18 protein-coding genes, 1 other RNA gene and 1 pseudogene are annotated in these 15,656 nt (G+C 62.9%); 7 read left to right on the top strand and 13 right to left on the bottom strand.

Going from position 1 to position 15,656, the window contains the following annotated elements:
- Positions 1-30: 30 nt before the first annotated feature.
- From NKJ58_RS07120 to NKJ58_RS07095, 6 genes are all read right to left on the bottom strand, one after another.
- Positions 31-1,548, bottom strand: a complete 1,518-nt coding sequence (locus NKJ58_RS07120) for a DegQ family serine endoprotease (protein ID WP_023682088.1) — start codon at positions 1,546-1,548, stop codon at positions 31-33.
- Between the two features lie 243 nt (positions 1,549-1,791).
- Positions 1,792-1,977 (bottom strand): DUF2065 domain-containing protein, encoded by a 186-nt coding sequence (locus NKJ58_RS07115; RefSeq protein ID WP_352852894.1) that lies wholly within the window; start codon positions 1,975-1,977, stop codon positions 1,792-1,794.
- A 4-nt stretch (positions 1,978-1,981) separates the two neighbouring features.
- The gene (gene hflC / locus NKJ58_RS07110; protein ID WP_023750917.1) at positions 1,982-2,938 is read right to left on the bottom strand and encodes a protease modulator HflC; all 957 of its coding nucleotides are present in this window, start codon (positions 2,936-2,938) and stop codon (positions 1,982-1,984) included.
- Positions 2,938-4,047 carry an FtsH protease activity modulator HflK gene (hflK, locus tag NKJ58_RS07105; RefSeq protein ID WP_023682090.1) on the bottom strand — a complete coding sequence of 370 codons (1,110 nt, stop codon included), beginning with the start codon at positions 4,045-4,047 and terminating at the stop codon, positions 2,938-2,940. The genes hflC and hflK overlap by 1 nt, the downstream gene beginning before the upstream one ends.
- Positions 4,048-4,192: 145 nt before the next feature.
- A complete protein-coding gene (locus NKJ58_RS07100; RefSeq protein ID WP_023667408.1) occupies positions 4,193-4,711 on the bottom strand; it encodes a dihydrofolate reductase in 519 nt (172 codons plus the stop codon).
- Positions 4,711-5,733, bottom strand: a complete 1,023-nt coding sequence (locus NKJ58_RS07095; RefSeq protein WP_352852893.1) for a DUF4424 domain-containing protein — start codon at positions 5,731-5,733, stop codon at positions 4,711-4,713. The genes NKJ58_RS07100 and NKJ58_RS07095 overlap by 1 nt, the downstream gene beginning before the upstream one ends.
- Positions 5,734-5,880: 147 nt before the next feature.
- Here NKJ58_RS07095 and cobF point away from each other — a divergent pair, with 147 nt between their 5' ends.
- A complete protein-coding gene (gene cobF / locus NKJ58_RS07090; RefSeq protein ID WP_023741673.1) occupies positions 5,881-6,654 on the top strand; it encodes a precorrin-6A synthase (deacetylating) in 774 nt (257 codons plus the stop codon).
- Positions 6,655-6,856: 202 nt separating this feature from the next.
- On the opposite strand, the gene NKJ58_RS07085 is transcribed toward cobF, so the two are convergent.
- The 4 genes from NKJ58_RS07085 to modA all read right to left on the bottom strand — a co-directional run bounded on the left by NKJ58_RS07085 (position 6,857) and on the right by modA (position 9,894).
- Complete coding sequence (locus tag NKJ58_RS07085; RefSeq protein ID WP_023667411.1) at positions 6,857-7,198, bottom strand: winged helix-turn-helix domain-containing protein; 342 nt, start codon at positions 7,196-7,198, stop codon at positions 6,857-6,859.
- 69 nt (positions 7,199-7,267) lie between these two features.
- Positions 7,268-8,380, bottom strand: a complete 1,113-nt coding sequence (modC, locus tag NKJ58_RS07080) for a molybdenum ABC transporter ATP-binding protein (RefSeq protein WP_023741674.1) — start codon at positions 8,378-8,380, stop codon at positions 7,268-7,270.
- Positions 8,377-9,081 carry a molybdate ABC transporter permease subunit gene (gene modB / locus NKJ58_RS07075; RefSeq protein ID WP_023667413.1) on the bottom strand — a complete coding sequence of 235 codons (705 nt, stop codon included), beginning with the start codon at positions 9,079-9,081 and terminating at the stop codon, positions 8,377-8,379. Before modB ends, modC begins: the two co-directional genes overlap by 4 nt.
- Before the next feature lie 15 nt (positions 9,082-9,096).
- Positions 9,097-9,894, bottom strand: coding sequence for a molybdate ABC transporter substrate-binding protein (gene modA, locus NKJ58_RS07070; RefSeq protein WP_023735950.1), 798 nt, complete (start codon positions 9,892-9,894; stop codon positions 9,097-9,099).
- A gap of 156 nt (positions 9,895-10,050) precedes the next feature.
- Between modA and NKJ58_RS07065 the strand changes: the two are divergent.
- Positions 10,051-10,250 (top strand): annotated as a pseudogene (locus NKJ58_RS07065) (TOBE domain-containing protein).
- An 11-nt stretch (positions 10,251-10,261) separates the two neighbouring features.
- Here the strand turns inward: NKJ58_RS07065 and NKJ58_RS07060 are convergent.
- Together NKJ58_RS07060 and NKJ58_RS07055 are read right to left on the bottom strand one after the other, a co-directional pair.
- Positions 10,262-11,056 carry a thymidylate synthase gene (locus tag NKJ58_RS07060; protein ID WP_023682098.1) on the bottom strand — a complete coding sequence of 265 codons (795 nt, stop codon included), beginning with the start codon at positions 11,054-11,056 and terminating at the stop codon, positions 10,262-10,264.
- Positions 11,057-11,397: 341 nt separating this feature from the next.
- Positions 11,398-11,709, bottom strand: a complete 312-nt coding sequence (locus NKJ58_RS07055; RefSeq protein WP_352519597.1) for a DUF2853 family protein — start codon at positions 11,707-11,709, stop codon at positions 11,398-11,400.
- A 168-nt stretch (positions 11,710-11,877) separates the two neighbouring features.
- Between NKJ58_RS07055 and ssrA the strand changes: the two genes are divergently transcribed.
- Positions 11,878-12,237, top strand: a transfer-messenger RNA (tmRNA) gene (gene ssrA / locus NKJ58_RS07050).
- 211 nt (positions 12,238-12,448) lie between these two features.
- Here ssrA and NKJ58_RS07045 read toward each other — a convergent pair.
- Complete coding sequence (locus NKJ58_RS07045) at positions 12,449-13,654, bottom strand: multidrug effflux MFS transporter (RefSeq protein WP_352519598.1); 1,206 nt, start codon at positions 13,652-13,654, stop codon at positions 12,449-12,451.
- A gap of 188 nt (positions 13,655-13,842) precedes the next feature.
- On the opposite strand from NKJ58_RS07045, the gene NKJ58_RS07040 reads away from it, so the two are divergent.
- The 4 genes from NKJ58_RS07040 to NKJ58_RS07025 all read left to right on the top strand — a co-directional run bounded on the left by NKJ58_RS07040 (position 13,843) and on the right by NKJ58_RS07025 (position 15,650).
- Entirely contained in the window at positions 13,843-14,526 is a 684-nt protein-coding gene (locus tag NKJ58_RS07040) for a TetR/AcrR family transcriptional regulator (RefSeq protein ID WP_023668320.1), read from the top strand.
- 130 nt (positions 14,527-14,656) lie between these two features.
- Positions 14,657-15,202 (top strand): SspB family protein, encoded by a 546-nt coding sequence (locus NKJ58_RS07035; RefSeq protein ID WP_023688062.1) that lies wholly within the window; start codon positions 14,657-14,659, stop codon positions 15,200-15,202.
- An 18-nt stretch (positions 15,203-15,220) separates the two neighbouring features.
- A complete protein-coding gene (locus NKJ58_RS07030; RefSeq protein ID WP_023688061.1) occupies positions 15,221-15,415 on the top strand; it encodes a DUF4169 family protein in 195 nt (64 codons plus the stop codon).
- 13 nt (positions 15,416-15,428) lie between these two features.
- Positions 15,429-15,650 (top strand): ribbon-helix-helix domain-containing protein, encoded by a 222-nt coding sequence (locus tag NKJ58_RS07025; RefSeq protein WP_023668319.1) that lies wholly within the window; start codon positions 15,429-15,431, stop codon positions 15,648-15,650.
- The last annotated feature ends 6 nt before the right edge of the window (positions 15,651-15,656 follow it).

Genomic DNA, 15,656 nt, shown 5'->3' with positions numbered 1-15,656 from the left:
GAAATCAGATCGTTGCAGGCCTGACCGGACTCAATCCATCCGGATCGTCACGAAGCGCAACTCGCCTGTCTTCGACGCCAGCATCAAGAGCGCATTCTTGCGGCCCTGCTCCTTCAGCGCGCCGATCCGGTCCATGACGTCTTTCGGGGTCGCGACCGATTCCTGGGCGATTTCGGTGATCACCTCGCCGGCCTGGATGCCGCGCTCGGCTGCAGCCGAATCCTTGGTGACGTCGGTGATGACGACGCCGGAAACGTCGGCGGCGATGCCGAACTTTTTCCGTGTGTCGTCATTGAGCTCGCCGACGGTCATGCCGAGCACCGAGGCCGTGGAGACCGCGGGCGCCTTGTCGCCGCCCTTGTCCTCATCGGTAGTGCCGTCCTCACCGGCGGCAACCTTCTCGCCGTCCTCAAGCCGGCCGAGCGTCACCTTCACCGTCTGCTCGACGCCTTTGCGCACGATGATCACGTCGACCGCCTTGCCAACCGGGCTTTCCGCCACGACGCGCGGCAGGTCGCGCATTTCATGGATGTCCTTGCCGTCGAACTTGATGATGACGTCGCCGGCGAGAATTGTGCCGTTGTCGACCGGTCCGCCCTTGATGACGCCGGCCACCAGCGCGCCCTTGGCGGTGGCCATGCCGAGGCTCTCGGCGATGTCGTCGGTCACCGGCTGGATGCGCACGCCGAGCCAGCCGCGACGGGTCTCGCCGAACTGGCGCAGCTGGTCGACGACGCCCGAGGCAAGCTGCGAGGGGATGGAGAAGCCGATGCCGATCGAGCCGCCCGACGGCGAGATGATCGCCGTGTTGATACCGATGACCTCGCCCAGGCTGTTGAACAGCGGCCCGCCGGAATTGCCGCGGTTGATGGCGGCGTCGGTCTGGATGAAGTCGTCATAGGGGCCGGAATTGATGTCGCGGTTGCGGGCCGAGACGATGCCGACCGTCACCGTGCCGCCAAGGCCGAACGGATTGCCGATCGCCATCACCCAGTCGCCGACGCGCATCTTGTTGGAATCGCCGAATTTCACCGCCGTCAGCTTGTGGCCCTTCGGGTCGACTTTGAGCACCGCCACGTCGGTCTTGGTGTCGGTGCCGACCAGCGTCGCCTTGAGCGTCACGCCGTCGGAGAAATTCACCTCGATGTCGTCTGCATCGGCGATGACGTGGTTGTTGGTGACGACAATGCCTTGCTCGGCGTCGACCACGAAGCCGGAGCCCAGCGACTGTACCTTTTGCGCGCCGCCATCCTTGTCGCCGCCACGGTTCTTGAAGAAGTCGTCGAAGAAATCCTGGAACGGCGAACCCTCCGGCAGCTGCGGCATCGGCACCGCGCCCGGACCTTCCGTGCCCTTCACGGTCTGCGAGGTCGAGATGTTGACCACCGCACCGAGCAGGCCTTCGGCGAGGTCGGCAACCGAAGCCGGTCCGTCCGCGGCCACCGTCGGCGTCACGAAAGCCGGAACGGCAAGCGCGCCGACCATAAGTGCCGCAGCACCTGCGATGAACGTCCGCCGCGCCGCGCGCAGAAGGGTGTTGGATGTCATCGAAAGCCTCCCGGATTGCTGAAAAGAAAAAGCGCTTCGGCAAAACGCCGCGTCGCGTCATGTTGGCAAGAAATACGGCACGTTTGCGGCTATGGCCACATCAGGAGGAGAAATCCTCCGTTACACCTTCTAGAACGGTTGGCCGTCTCGCGGAAACGGCGAACCGTTCAATCTCTTTGCTTTTACGCAATTCCGGACGGAAACCGCTCACACTTTTCCTGGAATTGGTTAGATCAGCGGTCCTCAGCCACGCACCAACCAGACGATGCCGACGCCAATGGCGATCGCCACCAGCCCGACGATGCGCAGCGCAATTTCCGGCGTCGACAGCACTTCGCCGGCAAGACGTTTGGCAAGGCCGGGAAAGCCGCCATAGACCAGACCCTCTACGACGCAGACCAGGCCTATGGCCGCAAGGAAATCCTGCACCGCCCTACTGGGCGGGTGCAGGTTGTGCAGCCGGCGCGGCAGGTGCCGTCGCCGGAGCCGCAGGCGCAGCCGGCTTCGCGTCCGTCCCGTCCGGATTGCGGAAGAAGCGGAAGAACTCCGAGTTCGGCGACAGCACCATCGTCGTCCCGGAGTTGTCCAGCGCCGTGCCATAGGCATTCATGGACCGGTAGAAGTCGAAGAACGCCGGATCGCGTTTGTAGGCGTCGGCAAAGGTCGCGCTGCGCTGGGCTTCACCTTCACCACGCAGGATTTCCGATTCCTTGCGCGCTTCGGCGACGATTTCCACCACTTCGCGGTCGGCGCGGGCGGTGATGCGCTGCGCGGCCTCTTTGCCGCGTGCCCTCAGCCGTTCGGCCTCGGCCAAACGTTCGGCCTTCATGCGGTCGAAGGTCTGCTGCGAAACCTCGGCCGTCAGATCGGTTCGGCGGATGCGCACATCCTCGATCTGCAGGCCGAGCGAGGTGGCGTCGGGCCGAAGCTGATCGCGCACTTCGCGCATCATCACGGCCCGCTCTTCCGAAAGCGCCGCCTCGAAGTCGCGCAGACCGTAGACACGGCGCAGCGCCGCATCGAGACGCGTCCTCAGTCGTGCTTCGGCCAGTGTGATCTGACCGGACACGGCTGAGCGGAACACGCGCGGATCCGAGATGCGGTACGCGATGAAAGCGTCGACCTCGTAGAACTTGCCGCCCGAAACCTGGACGCGGATGTTGTCGAGATCGAAGCGCAGCACCCTGTTTTCGATCAATTGCACGCTGTCGGCGTCGAAGAAGGCGAAAGGCGCCTTGAAATAGATGCCGGGTTCATTCTTCACGTCGACGATCTCGCCGAACCGCAGCACGAGCGCCTGCTGGCGCGCGTTGACCACGAAGACCGAGGAGTAGAGCAGGAACAGAAGCACGGCCGCGATGACCGCGATGATGGGAAGACGATTGGCCATCACTGGGCTCCTCCCGTGGTCGCAGGCGGCGGCGCCTTCGGCTGCAGTGCCGGCAGCGGCAGATAGGGAACGACCCCTTGCCCATTGCCCTGTTCGACGATGACCTTGTTGGAATCCTTCAGCACCTTCTCCATCGTTTCCAGATAAAGCCGCCGGCGCGTCACGTCGGGCGCCTTGGCGTATTCGTCATAGACCGAGATGAAGCGCTGCGCCTCACCTTCGGCTTCCTGGACGACACGGTTCTTGTAGGCTGCCGCGTCCTCGCGGATCTGCGCCGCGGCGCCACGCGCCTGGCCAAGCTTCTGGTTGGAATACTGGTTGGCCTGCTCGACGAACTTGTCTTCGTCCTGCTCGGCGCGCTGCACTTCGTCGAACGCGTCGGCCACTTCACGCGGCGGCGCCGCGTCCTCGATCGAAACCGCGTTGACATTCAGGCCGGCCTTGTAGCCGTCCAGCGTCGTCTGGATGATTTCACGCACCGACGCGGCGATGCCCTGACGGTCGTCGCGGAAGATGTCCTGGGCCGGTCGCCGGCCGACCGCTTCGCGCATGGCGCTCTCTGCGACCTGCTGCAGCATGCCTTCGGGATCGGAGACGTCGAACAGATAGGCCCGGGGATCGGAGACCTGATAGGCCACCGAAAACTGCACGTTGACGATGTTCTGGTCGCCGGTAAGCATCAGCCCCGACGAGTTGCCGCTCGTCGCGCCGCCACCACCGATATCGACGAGTTGTTCGGCGATGTTGGCCGTCTCGACGGTTTCGACCGGCCACCAATGGAAATGCAGACCCGGCTGCGACAGCTCCGCCTTCGGCTTGCCGAAGCGCAGCTCGACCGCAACCTCGTCCGGCTGCACGGTGTAGACCGCCTTGAACGCCCACAGCACGATCAGAGCCGCTGCGATCAGCGCAAAGACGGCCGGGCTGGCGCCGCCGCCACCGGGCAGCGCGCGCCGCAGCCGGTCCTGGCCGCGGCGGATGATGTCTTCGAGATCGGGAGGTGACCCCGGCGGGCCGCTAGGCCCCTTCGGTCCCTGCCCCCAGGGTCCCTGATTGTTGCCGCCGCCGCCCCATGGGCCGCCGCCGCCGCTCTTGTCGTTCCAGGGCATGAATGTCCTTTCGCTTGGGATTCCCTCAGCGCCGACGTTGCGGCGCAAAATCCAGTTGTTCTTCTATAGGGACGCAGCGATGCGCTTTCAACGCGATCCGCTGCCGAGCATGTCCGTTTTGGACGTTCGCGACCCTTTTATCGTCTCAATGCACGCCGCGGCGTCGCTCGTAAACCGAATAGCGCGTCGCATGGCTGTCCTTTTCACCGGCCGGAACGTCCTGAGCGCTGACAAGGCGCCACAAATCCGGATCGATGTCGGGAAAATGCGCGTCGCCATCGACCGCCGCCAGCACATGGGTGACGTGCAGCCGGTCTGCCAGCGGCAGCGCCTGCGCATAGATCTCGCCGCCGCCGATGATGCAGATTTCGTCGACGCCGGCCATGCAACGCCCGCGCACCGTGGCCAGCTGGATCGCTGCCTCCAGCGAGTGCGCCACCTCTATGCCCTCGGCGCGCCAGGCCTTGTCGCGGGTCACCACGATGTTTAATCGGCCCGGCAGCGGCCGGCCGATGCCTTCATAAGTCTTGCGGCCCATGATGACGGGCTTGCCCATCGTATCGGCCTTGAAGCGCTTGAGATCGGTGGACAGCCGCCACGGTAAGCCGCCGTCGCGCCCGATGACGCCGTTCTGCGCAATGGCGACATAGATCGCGACGTCCATCAGTTGGCTCCCCCGGCGCCGTCATCCGACGGCTCCAAAAGCAATATGTCGATGTTGTGCTCGGGATAGAGATCCTGCGCCGCCGTCTCGAAGGTCGTCGGCCCGACCTTCTTGACATTGTCGCCGCAAAACGAGATCAGCGCTTTCGGATTTCCCTTGTCGACGGTTAGCTTGAACTTGCCGATGCTGCCATTGGCCCAGTTGCCGCCGGTGGTCAGGATATAAGCGATACGGTTCTCGTAAAACTTGGGATAACCGTCCGGATCGTCCTTGGCCGCCTTGCGCACCGCATCCTCGAACGCGTCGTCCATGCAGAACCGGGTCTTGTAGCTTGTATATTGGCTGCCCTCGGAGAACTTGCCGTCATAGAAGAAACTGACCGATGACGTGCCGCCGACGCTCGGTTTGTAGCGGTGCGAGACATGGACATCCTTGTTGGCCGGAAATGTCGAGCGCCACCAATAGGTCGAGCGCAACTGCCACCACGGCGTATAGACCTTGTTCGCCTCGGTACCGTCGCTGCCCGTATCGTCGATGATGATGCCGCGGTTTTCCCAATCCTCGGCAACCGTTTTCGGCAGCTTCGCCAGGGCCGCCTTGGCCGCATCGCCGAACGGATTGAACGGCACGTTCTGCGCCTTCAGATCGGCGCCGATATCGATGCCGACAGCGAACACTTTCTGCTCGAGCTGCGGCTTTGCCGGCGCTCCGTCGATCGTCACCTCGAAGCCAAGGAAATTGTCGCTCTGGTTTTCCGGGATGGCCGGCATTTCCTCCGGATTGCCTTCGATGTCCGGCAGCGGAAAAGCGACGATGGCATTTACATCCTTGTCGGTGTTGTTGTGGAAGACGTAGTCGACCGTGATCTTTTCCGGCGAGATATAGAGATCCTCGCTTTGCATCGACACCGCGTCGCTACGCGACAGGATCAGGCCACCTGTGCCGAGTTCGGCGGTCGTATCATTGGCCAGCGCGGGCACGGCAAAAAGCGCCAGCGCTACGGACAGAACATATTGCAACATCGAAGCCCCTCGCCAAGAATGCCGCGACCCTAGCCGTTTCAATGTGGCGTTTCAAAGCCTTCCGTCTCCCAGCAGGACGCCACAGTGTCTGGACACGCCAATCGGCGGTCTGGACTAACAGGTTTCGATCGGGCAGGAGTTCGCGTCATGCGCAAGCTTCTCGTCATCGGCATCGGCGCCGGCAATCCCGACCATATGACCGTGCAGGCCATATCAGGCCTAAACCGGGCGGACGTCCTGTTTATCCCCGACAAGGGGGCGAAGAAGAACGACCTTGCCGAATTGCGCCGCCATATCTGCGACCGTTTCGTCAGCAATCCGAAATCGCGCCGCGTCGAGTTCGACGTGCCGGTGCGCGCCGAGCCGGCGCCTTCCTATCGCTCGACCGTCGATGACTGGCACGAGGCCATCGCCCAGATCTATGAGAGCCTAGTCCGCGACGAACTTGCCGAGGACGGCTGCGGCGCCTTCCTGATCTGGGGCGACCCCTCGCTCTATGACGGCGCGCTGCGCATCCTCGCGCGCGTACGACTGAGGGGCAATGTCGCATTCGAACTGGAGGTCATTCCCGGCATCACCGCCGTCCAGGCGCTAGCCGCCGGCCACAAGATGGCGCTGAACCGCATCGGCGACCCCGTGCTGATCACCACCGGCCGCCGCCTCGCCGAACAAGGCATGCCGCACAATGCCGGCAGCGCCGTGGTCATGCTCGACGGCAAATGCGCCTTCAACACGCTGGCAGACAAGGATCTGATCATCCATTGGGGCGCCTATCTCGGCACACCGGACGAGATCATCGTTTCCGGTCGCCTGGGTGATGTCGGCGAGGAGATTGAGAGGACGAGAGAAGAAGCCCGGAAAAGAAAGGGCTGGATCATGGACACCTATCTGCTGCGTAAAGCAGGAGAGCCCGAGGAATAGCGCGCTCAAAGGTCGAGTTCCTTCGCGCCCCCCTCTGTCCTGCCGGACATCTCCCCCTCTAGTGGGGAGATTGGCCGTCACGGAGGATTTCGCCAATCGCCTAACAGATTAGCGCCCGTCTACGGGCTAGCTGATCTCCCCCCTTGCGGGGGAGATATCCGGCAGGACAGAGGGGGGTGTGACGGATCGCAAGCTTCAACCCTCACCCAGCATCGATCTCCGCCTGCAAGGCGTCCATATGCGTGGCCGCCGCTGCCGCCGCAGCGCGCTCGATAGCGCGAAAACGGCTGACAACTGCAAGGCCAACTGAGGTCAGCTGTGCGCCGCCGCCCTTTTTGCCGCCGGTCTGCGCCGCGACCAGTGGCTTGCCGAACACACGGTTCATATCTTCCACCAGATCCCAGGCGTGCTTGTAGGACATCTCCATGCCGCGTGCCGCAGCCGAGATCGAGCCGAAAGTGGCGATCTGCTCCAGCAATTCGATCTTGCCCGGACCTATGCGCCCGTCCGGATCGAGATTTATCCGCAGGCTCAGCGACGGCATCTCTTGTCCTCCACAGTCACACTAGCCCCTCTCGACCCATAGCGCTATTCCAAAACGATATAGCGGCTATCAGCCATCCGCTTCGGCCGGCAGCCCGGCGCCGGTGTTGGCACGGTCGAAACTGACCGTCTTGATCACCGCGAACACCTTGCCGCCGAGTTGAAGGTTCAGTACCTGCCTGGATTGTTCGGTGATGCGCGCAAGCACGGTTGCGCCATTGCAGTCGATGCCGATTTCGACCGTCGGCCCCTCGCCCGAGCCGATTGCGACGATGGCGCCCGGCAGGATGTTGAGCGCACTGAGACCTTTCGGCTGTTCGGTGGCGATCATCACGTCGCGGGCGCGGATTCGGATGCGCACAGGCGCGCCGACCGAGACCGCCAATTGCGGCACCCGGATTTCCCCCGCCGCCGAGCCGAGCACGGTCATCCCGAAGATCTCGTCATGGCGCAGCACCTTGGTGTCGAGAACCGCGCCGCCCTCGCCGCGTTCCTCCGCCGGCAGCAATTCGAGCCGTTGCATGATCGCGCCGGTCGGGCCTGAGGCAGCGACCTTGCCTTGCGCCATCACCACCACGTCGCTGGCCAGCCGCGCCACCTCGGCGACGGAGTGGCTGACATATACGATGGGCAGCTTGGTCTCGTCGCGCAGCCGCTCGATATAGGGCAGGATCTCGGCTTTGCGCGCATCGTCGAGCGAGGCCAGCGGCTCGTCCATCAACAGCAGTTTCGGGCTGGCAAGCAGCGCCCGGCCGATCGCCACGCGCTGCTTCTCGCCGCCCGAGAGCTTTGCCGGTCGCCGGTCGAGCAGAGGACCGATGCCGAGCAGTTCGACGACCGCGTCGACATCCGCATAGCGCTCCGCCGGTGGCGTGAACCAGCGGCCATAGCGCAGATTGCCGGCCACGCTCATATGCGGAAACAGCCGCGCGTCCTGGAACACCATGCCGATCCGGCGCTTGTGCTTCGGCACGAAAATGCCGGCATCGGTGTCGACCAGCACACAGCCGTCGACCGCGATACGGCCCTTGGTCGGCCGGATCAGGCCGGCGATCACGTTGATCAGCGTCGTCTTGCCGGAGCCCGATGGCCCGAACAGCGCCGTCAGCCGCCCGGCGCTTTCGAAACGCGCGTCGACGGCGAAACCGCCGAGCCGATGGCTGATGTCCACCAGCACGCTCATTCGATGTCCATCCGCCGGCCGACGCGCCGCGCCAGCACTTCCGAGGCGACCAATGCGGCCATCGAGATGACGATGGAGATCAGCGTCAGCCTGAGCGCCCCGTCATCGCCGCCAGGCACCTGCGTGAAGGTGTAGATCGCCGAAGGCAGCGTCTGCGTCTCGTTGGGAATGTTGGAGACGAAGGTGATGGTGGCGCCGAACTCGCCCATCGCCTTGGCGAAGGACAGGATCGAGCCGGCGATCAGCCCGGGCAGGATCAGCGGCAGCGTGATGGTGGCGAAGACCCAAATCGGGTTGGCGCCGAGCGTTCCCGCCGCTGCCTCCATTTTGCGGTCGACCGCCTCGATCGACAGCCGGATCGCCCGCACCATCAGGGGAAAGCCCATGATACCGCAGGCCAGTGCGGCGCCGGTCCAGCGAAACGAGAAGACGATGCCGAAATGCTCGGCCAGGAACGCTCCCGCCGGCCCGCGCCGGCCGAAGGTAAGCAGCAAGAGATAACCTGTCACCACCGGCGGCAGGATCAACGGCAGGTGAACCACACCGTTGAGCAGCGTCTTGCCCCAGAATTTTCCGCGGGCCAGCAAAAGCGCCATCAAGATGCCCGGCGGCAGGCTGAACAGCATCGCCACCGTCGCCACCTTGATCGACAGCCGGACCGCATTCCATTCGTCGGGAGTGAGGTCCAGCAGCCAGTTCATGCGTCAGCCGCTACCTTAATTGCTCGGCGTGAGCACGGTGAAACCCTGATCCCTAAACAGCTCCACCGCCTTGGCGGACTGCAGGCACTTCAGGAAAGCCGGGGTATCCTTGTCCTTCGAATCGGTGGTCTGGGCAACCGGATAGATGATCGGCGGGTGCGAATCCTCCGGGAAGGTGCCGACCACCTTGACTCCCTTGTCGGCATGCGCGTCGGTGGCATAGACGATGCCGAGCGCGGCCTCGCCCGTTGAAACCAGCTTCAGCGCGGCGCGCACATTCTCGGCCTGCGCCACCTTGCCTTCGACCGACGACCAGACGCCGAGCGATTCAAGTGCCGCCTTGCCATACTTGCCGGCCGGCACCGCCTTGACGTCGCCCATGGCGAGCTTGCCGTCGCCGATCAGCTTGGCGAGGTCGAAGCCTTTCTCGATCCTGGTTTCGACCTTGGAATCCTTCGGCGCCACCAGCACGATGTGGTTGCCGAGCAGTTTCACCTCGGTGTCCGGCTTGGTCAGTTTCTTGTCGGAGAGATATTTCATCCAGTCGAGGTCGGCCGAGATGAACACATCGGCGGGCGCCCCGCTTTCGATCTGCTTGGCCAGCGCCGAGCTCGCGGCGTAGGAGACGGTCGCCGCTTCACCGACATCGGCTTCGCAGGCCTTGGTGACGGCGTCGAGCCCGTCCTTGAGGCTGGCTGCGGCAAACACGATCACCTTGTCTCCCGCGTGAGCCGCCGGCATCACGGCCATCAGAGCTACGGCAAAGCCGCCAATCGCGATCGCCCTCAAACCAAAACCTTTGTGCCCCAACATGAAAACTCTCCCTGGGCTTGAAATCTGCTGGCTCGACTCCTGCCGACCGATATATCTGGATGAATATAACAAGGGAAGGCCGCCTCCTGCGAAAGCGTATGTTCGGCATGATTGTTGTGGTTTGGACGTGCACCGAAATCCCGGAAAGGAACTCCGATGAAGATCAGCGCCCGCAACATCCTCAAGGGAACGATCGTCGAGATCGCCAAAGCACCTCGCCTGTCCGCGGTGATGTCGGCGGCTCAGTCGTCACCGCTTCGATCACCAACGAGGCCGTTGCCGATCTCGAGCTCGAAAAAGGCAAGCAGGCCTATGCCGTGATCAAGGCATCGGGCGTCATGGTCGGCATTGATTGAAGGTGGGCGGATCAGACCGCGATCGGCGCCTTGATCGACGCGTCGGCAAAATAGTTTTCCAGCCGGAAATCCTCGAAGCGGAAGGCGAACAGGTCCTTCACTTCCGGATTGATCCACAGCGTCGGCAGCGCCTTGGGCGTGCGACGCAATTGCTCGCGCGCCTGCTCGAAATGGTTGGAATAGAGATGCGCATCGCCCAGCGTATGGACGAACTCGCCGGGCTTCAGCCCGGTCACCTGCGCCACCATCAAGGTCAGCAGCGCGTAGGAAGCGATGTTGAAGGGTACGCCGAGAAAAATGTCGGCCGAGCGCTGGTAGAGCTGGCAGGACAGCTTGCCCTCCGAGACGTAGAACTGGAACAGGCAGTGGCACGGTGGCAGCGCCATCGCCTCCACTTCGGCCGGGTTCCACGCCGAAACGATCAGCCGGCGTGAATTCGGATTTCTGCGTATCTCCTTCAGAACATTGGCAATCTGGTCGATCGACCCGCCATGGCCATCCGGCCAGGAGCGCCACTGCTTGCCATAGACCGGGCCGAGATCGCCATTCTCGTCGGCCCATTCGTCCCAGATCGAAACGCCATGATCTCTAAGGTATTTGATGTTGGTGTCGCCGGCCAGGAACCACAGGAGTTCATGGATGATCGACTTCAGATGCAGCTTCTTGGTGGTGGTGACGGGAAAGCCGCGCGACAGGTCGAAGCGCATCTGGTACCCGAACACCCCACGCGTGCCGGTGCCCGTGCGGTCGCCACGATCGGCGCCATTGTCCAGCACATGCTGCAAAAGGTCGAGATACTGGCGCATCGGCTTCGCCTCGATTCGGGGTTACCGCCATCATAACCGACTGGCCGCCGGCCGAACACAGCAAAAGGGACCAGAACGCGGCTTGCCCCATCTCTCAAGAGGTGGCGCTGCCCCTCACCTGCCTGCCGGCATCCTCTCCTCGTATAGGGACGGGGAGAGGGGCGCTGTCATCAGCGGTTTCGCCAATCACAAGCTTGTTCGAGAGAGAGAGCCAAGGCTGCGGTCAGCCCTTTCTCCCCGTCACTATACGGGGAGAAATGCCCGGCAGGGCAATGAGGGGCGGTGCTGACCTCCGGTGAGGAGCAAAATCAAACGCGCGCTCTGCCTATCGGAAATAATCTCTACAAAGAGCCGAGCTTGCCCAGATCCTTGGCGACCAGATAGTAGAAAGTCACGCGGCTCTTGGAGCTGTCGGCGGCCAACGCCTTGCAGGTCTTCTCGATCGCCGACTCGGCTTTCGCCCCGTCGGTCACGCCGAGTTTCTTGGCAACCCAGTTGGTCTTGACGCGCTCCAATTCCTTGGGGTCGGTGCAGGATACCAGCGAGGAGTCGCGGTTGCGCAGCGCGATGCCCAGATGTTTCACAATCTTGGCAACCACATCGGCATTTGCGGCGGCGTCGTATTTCTTCACGTCTGCGAGATAATCGGCCATCAAATTTCCCCATGTCGGCGCCACGGGATCCGATCGATGAGGGCTGTGGCGCGCTGCCGCAACTTGTGCGCTCGGTCGGTACTCCTCACCGTCGCAAAGCTTCGGTTGAGACCGCGCGCGAGTCAACCCTCGGCGCCGCAGTTTGGTGCGGCCAAGAAGTGTCATTGCGGCCTTTCATTTTGTGCGCCGCCCCCCTATATTCGTTTTGTCGGGCTTGACCGACTATGGCGATAAATGGGCGATGTAATAAGCCGTTCGGACCCGGGGGCGGTACCCGGCGCCTCCACCAAGAACCGCTCTGTGATCAGAGCGGCTGTTGCTGGGGGCGAAATAGGATCGACGAAGGTGTAAAGATCGTACTTTTGCCCGGCATGGTACCACCGTCATCGGGCTAAACCTGTAGTTGCAAATGACAACTATGCGGAAGCACGTCTCGCCGCGTAAGCGGTGCGATAGCTTCAAATCAAGCCCTAGAGGTTCGCACTTCTAGGCGGGGTTCGGAGGTACCTGGCAACAGAAACCTCCACTTCTCCCCTCCTCGATATCGTACGCTCAATGCCGGCTGCCGCTGGCCGGATTTCGCATGACGATGGGCCGCGAAGCCTACACCAAATTGAGCCATGAGCTGGTGCAATTTGCCGCTGGCGTCGGTCGAAGGCCGTGGTTCTGGCCGGGCCGGATTACCCCAGACGTGAAAAAGGCCGGGATGACCCGGCCTTTCCGGTCGATTGCGGTCAGCTTACTCGGCCGGCGCTTCAACGGCTTCGCGCGAGCGGCCGAGCGTCAGTTTGGCCAGCGTGAACGAGATTACGGCGCAGAGCGTGATGCCGGCCACCATGGGCAGCGGGGTGCCGTCGAAGAAGATGCCGGCGACGCCCATCGCCAGCGCACCGATGGCGAAGTGCAGCGTGCCCATCAGCGCCGAGGCCGTGCCGGCGATCTCGCCATGCTCTTCCATGGCCAGCACCGACGTCGTCGGGATGACTAGGCCAAGGAAGCCGTAGCCGACGAACAGCAGTGCCGCCATAACATCGAGCCGGTCGACGCCGGTCGCCATGACTGCGAACAGCACAACCATCGTCGTGGCATAGCCGGTTACCGCCACCCAGACGACGCGCTTCAGCCCGAAGCGCTCCGACAGCATCCCCGTCAGTTGCGACATGCCGATGAAGGCCACCGCATTGATCGAGAAGAACACGCTGTAGACGGAAGGCGACAGCCCGTAATGGTCGATCAGGATGAAGGACGAACTCGAGAGGTAGACGAAGAAGCTGGCGATGCCGAAGCCGGCGATCGCCACCAGGCCGAGGAAATTGCGGTCACCCATGAGGAAGCGATAGCCGGCGAGTGCGGTTCCGAAGGAGGAACCGACGCGTTCTTCCGCCGGCCGCGTCTCCTTCAGCGAGGTCGCCAGCAGAATGGTGGCCAGCAGGGCCGCGCCCGTCACCGTCCAGAACACGGCGCGCCAGCCGAAATTCTCGATGATCTGGCTGCCGGTCAGCGGCGCCAGGATCGGCGACACCGAAAACACCAGCATCAGCAGCGACATCAGCTTGGCGGCTTCGGTGCCGGTGTGCAGGTCGCGCACGATGGCGCGCGGCACCGCCATGCCGGCGCTGGCGCCCAGTCCCTGCAGGAAGCGGAAGGCGATCAGCCATTCGATGGTCGGGCTCATGGCCGAACCGATACCGCCGACCATGAACAGCGCAAGGCCGCCGTAAAGCGGCAGCTTGCGGCCGACCATGTCGGAGATCGGTCCGACGACGATCTGGCCGAAGCCCATCGACAGGAAGAAGATCAAAAGGCTCATCTGAACGGCGGCGGTGCCGGCATGCAGATCTTCGCCGATCGAAGGCAACGCCGGCAGATACATGTCGATGGCGAAGGGGCCGATAGCGGACAACAGGCCGAGCACGACCGCGATGCTGAGGAATTTGGGACTCATGATAAAGGCTTCTTTCAAGTCTGGTTGGCGCCGCCAACGCGACGACTAACCCTAGGACGTTCCATCCCGTTGAAATCCGACGGCTCAGAGCGAGATTATTCGTCTCTACGGAGCGAATTCCCCATTTATTGTGTCCACAAATTTAGACAGCCTTGTCTAATTCGTCAATCACCTCTATATAGATTTCTATGAAGCTTGCCGTTTCTCCTGACATTTTCCCCCCACGCGGCCACGAGGCCAAGCGTATGTCGATTATCGATGCGGCGGCTTCGGTCTTTTGCCGGGAAGGCTTTGCCGGCGCGAATATCGACCTGATCGCGGTGGAGGCCGGCGTGTCGCGCCAGACCATCTATAATCACCACCGCGACAAGGAAAAGCTCTTCATGGCTGTGGTGCGCGATCTGACGGAGCGCTGCAATGCCGGCATCTTCGCCACCTTCGCCTCTTTCCCAGACCAGCCGAAGGATCTGGAAGCCGACCTGATCGGCTTTGCCGTGCGCATGAATCAGAACTGCATCTGCAACCGCGACGGACGCTTCCTGCGCAAGCTGATCCAGACCGAAGGCGAGCGCTATCCCGAGCTCTTCGCCGAATGGCGCGACCAGGGGCCGGGCCGGACCTGGCCGGCACTTGCCGCCCGTTTTGCCCGCCTCGCCCATGCCGGCCATCTCGCGGTCGACGATCCCGATGTCGCCGCACGCCAGTTCCTGGCGCTAGCCAACGCCGAACTGCAGACCACCTTCATGCTCGGCGGCATGCCGTCGGAAGATGAAGTGCTGCAATCCGCGACCCACGGCGTGCGCACATTCCTGCGCGCCTTCGGCAAGCGCAGATCAGCGGCAGCGGTGGAAAAACAGCTGGCCAGCGCCTGAACGCCAAAGCAGGCGATCAAATCGTCCGTTACGGGCTTCGCTTCGGCGCATCAGCGATCTATATCCGGTTTACGCCGCGCTCAAGCTTGATTACAGCTATGCGGACGATTCAACGGAACCCGACCAGCACATGGCCGACGACCACATCCGCTACGACATTCTGGCCCAGGAGGCATTGCGCGGCGTCATGCGCAAGGTCCTGGCCGAAGTCGCGCGCACCGGCCTTCCCGGCAATCATCATTTCTTCATCACATTCCTGACCGGCGCGCCGGGCGTGCGGGTGTCCTCCAGGCTGCGCGAGCGCTATCCCGAACAGATGACCATCGTCATCCAGTTCCAGTATTGGGACCTCAAGGTGACCGATACCGGCTTCGAGGTCGGGCTGTCCTTCTCCGACGTGCCGGAGAAGCTGGAAATTCCGTTCTCGGCCGTACGCGGCTTCTACGACCCATCGGTCAATTTCGAACTCGAATTCGACGTTAAGACCGACGTCCCGGCGGAAGACGATGCAGCCGCCCAGCCGGCTGCCGAGCCTTTGGCTATCGTCTCCGAGAAAAAGCCGAAGGCCGAGAAGAGGGCAGCTGCCACCGAGGTCGAGAAAAAGCCCGCCGTGGCCGATGCCGCCGCCGGCAAGGGCGCCGACGTCGTGTCGCTCGACGCCTTCCGCAAGAAGTAGCGGGACGGTCGGCGCGACATGGGCGAAATCGTCAACCTTCGCCAGGTCCGCAAGCAGAAGGCGCGCACCGAAAACGAAAAGCTCGCCGGCGAGAACCGCGCTCTGCACGGCCGTTCCAAAGCCGAAAGAACTCGTGACCGTCTTACATCGGACAAGGCCGAAAAATTCGTCGCCGGCCACCGCCGCGAACGCCCGGAAGACCAGGGCGATTGATGGACGGCCTGCGGTGAGCCCGGTCGAAAAACGCTCGGTGACCATCCGCGGCCATCGCACCAGCTATTCCCTCGAAAAACCCTTTTATGACGATCTCGTCGCCATCGCCGCCGCGCGCAAGCTGACGCTTGCTGCCCTGGTCGCGGAGATCGACGAGACAAGACCGCGCGATGCGAACCTGTCCTCGGCGCTCAGGCTGCATGTGCTGGACTGGGCCAAGCGCGGCGCTGTCTGAATGGTT

The sequence above is a fragment of the Mesorhizobium sp. M0139 genome (assembly GCF_040322455.1).
GTDB lineage: Bacteria > Pseudomonadota > Alphaproteobacteria > Rhizobiales > Rhizobiaceae > Mesorhizobium.
The sequence above is the reverse complement of the archived record's forward strand: the minus strand, read 5'-3'. Positions and strand labels throughout refer to the sequence as shown.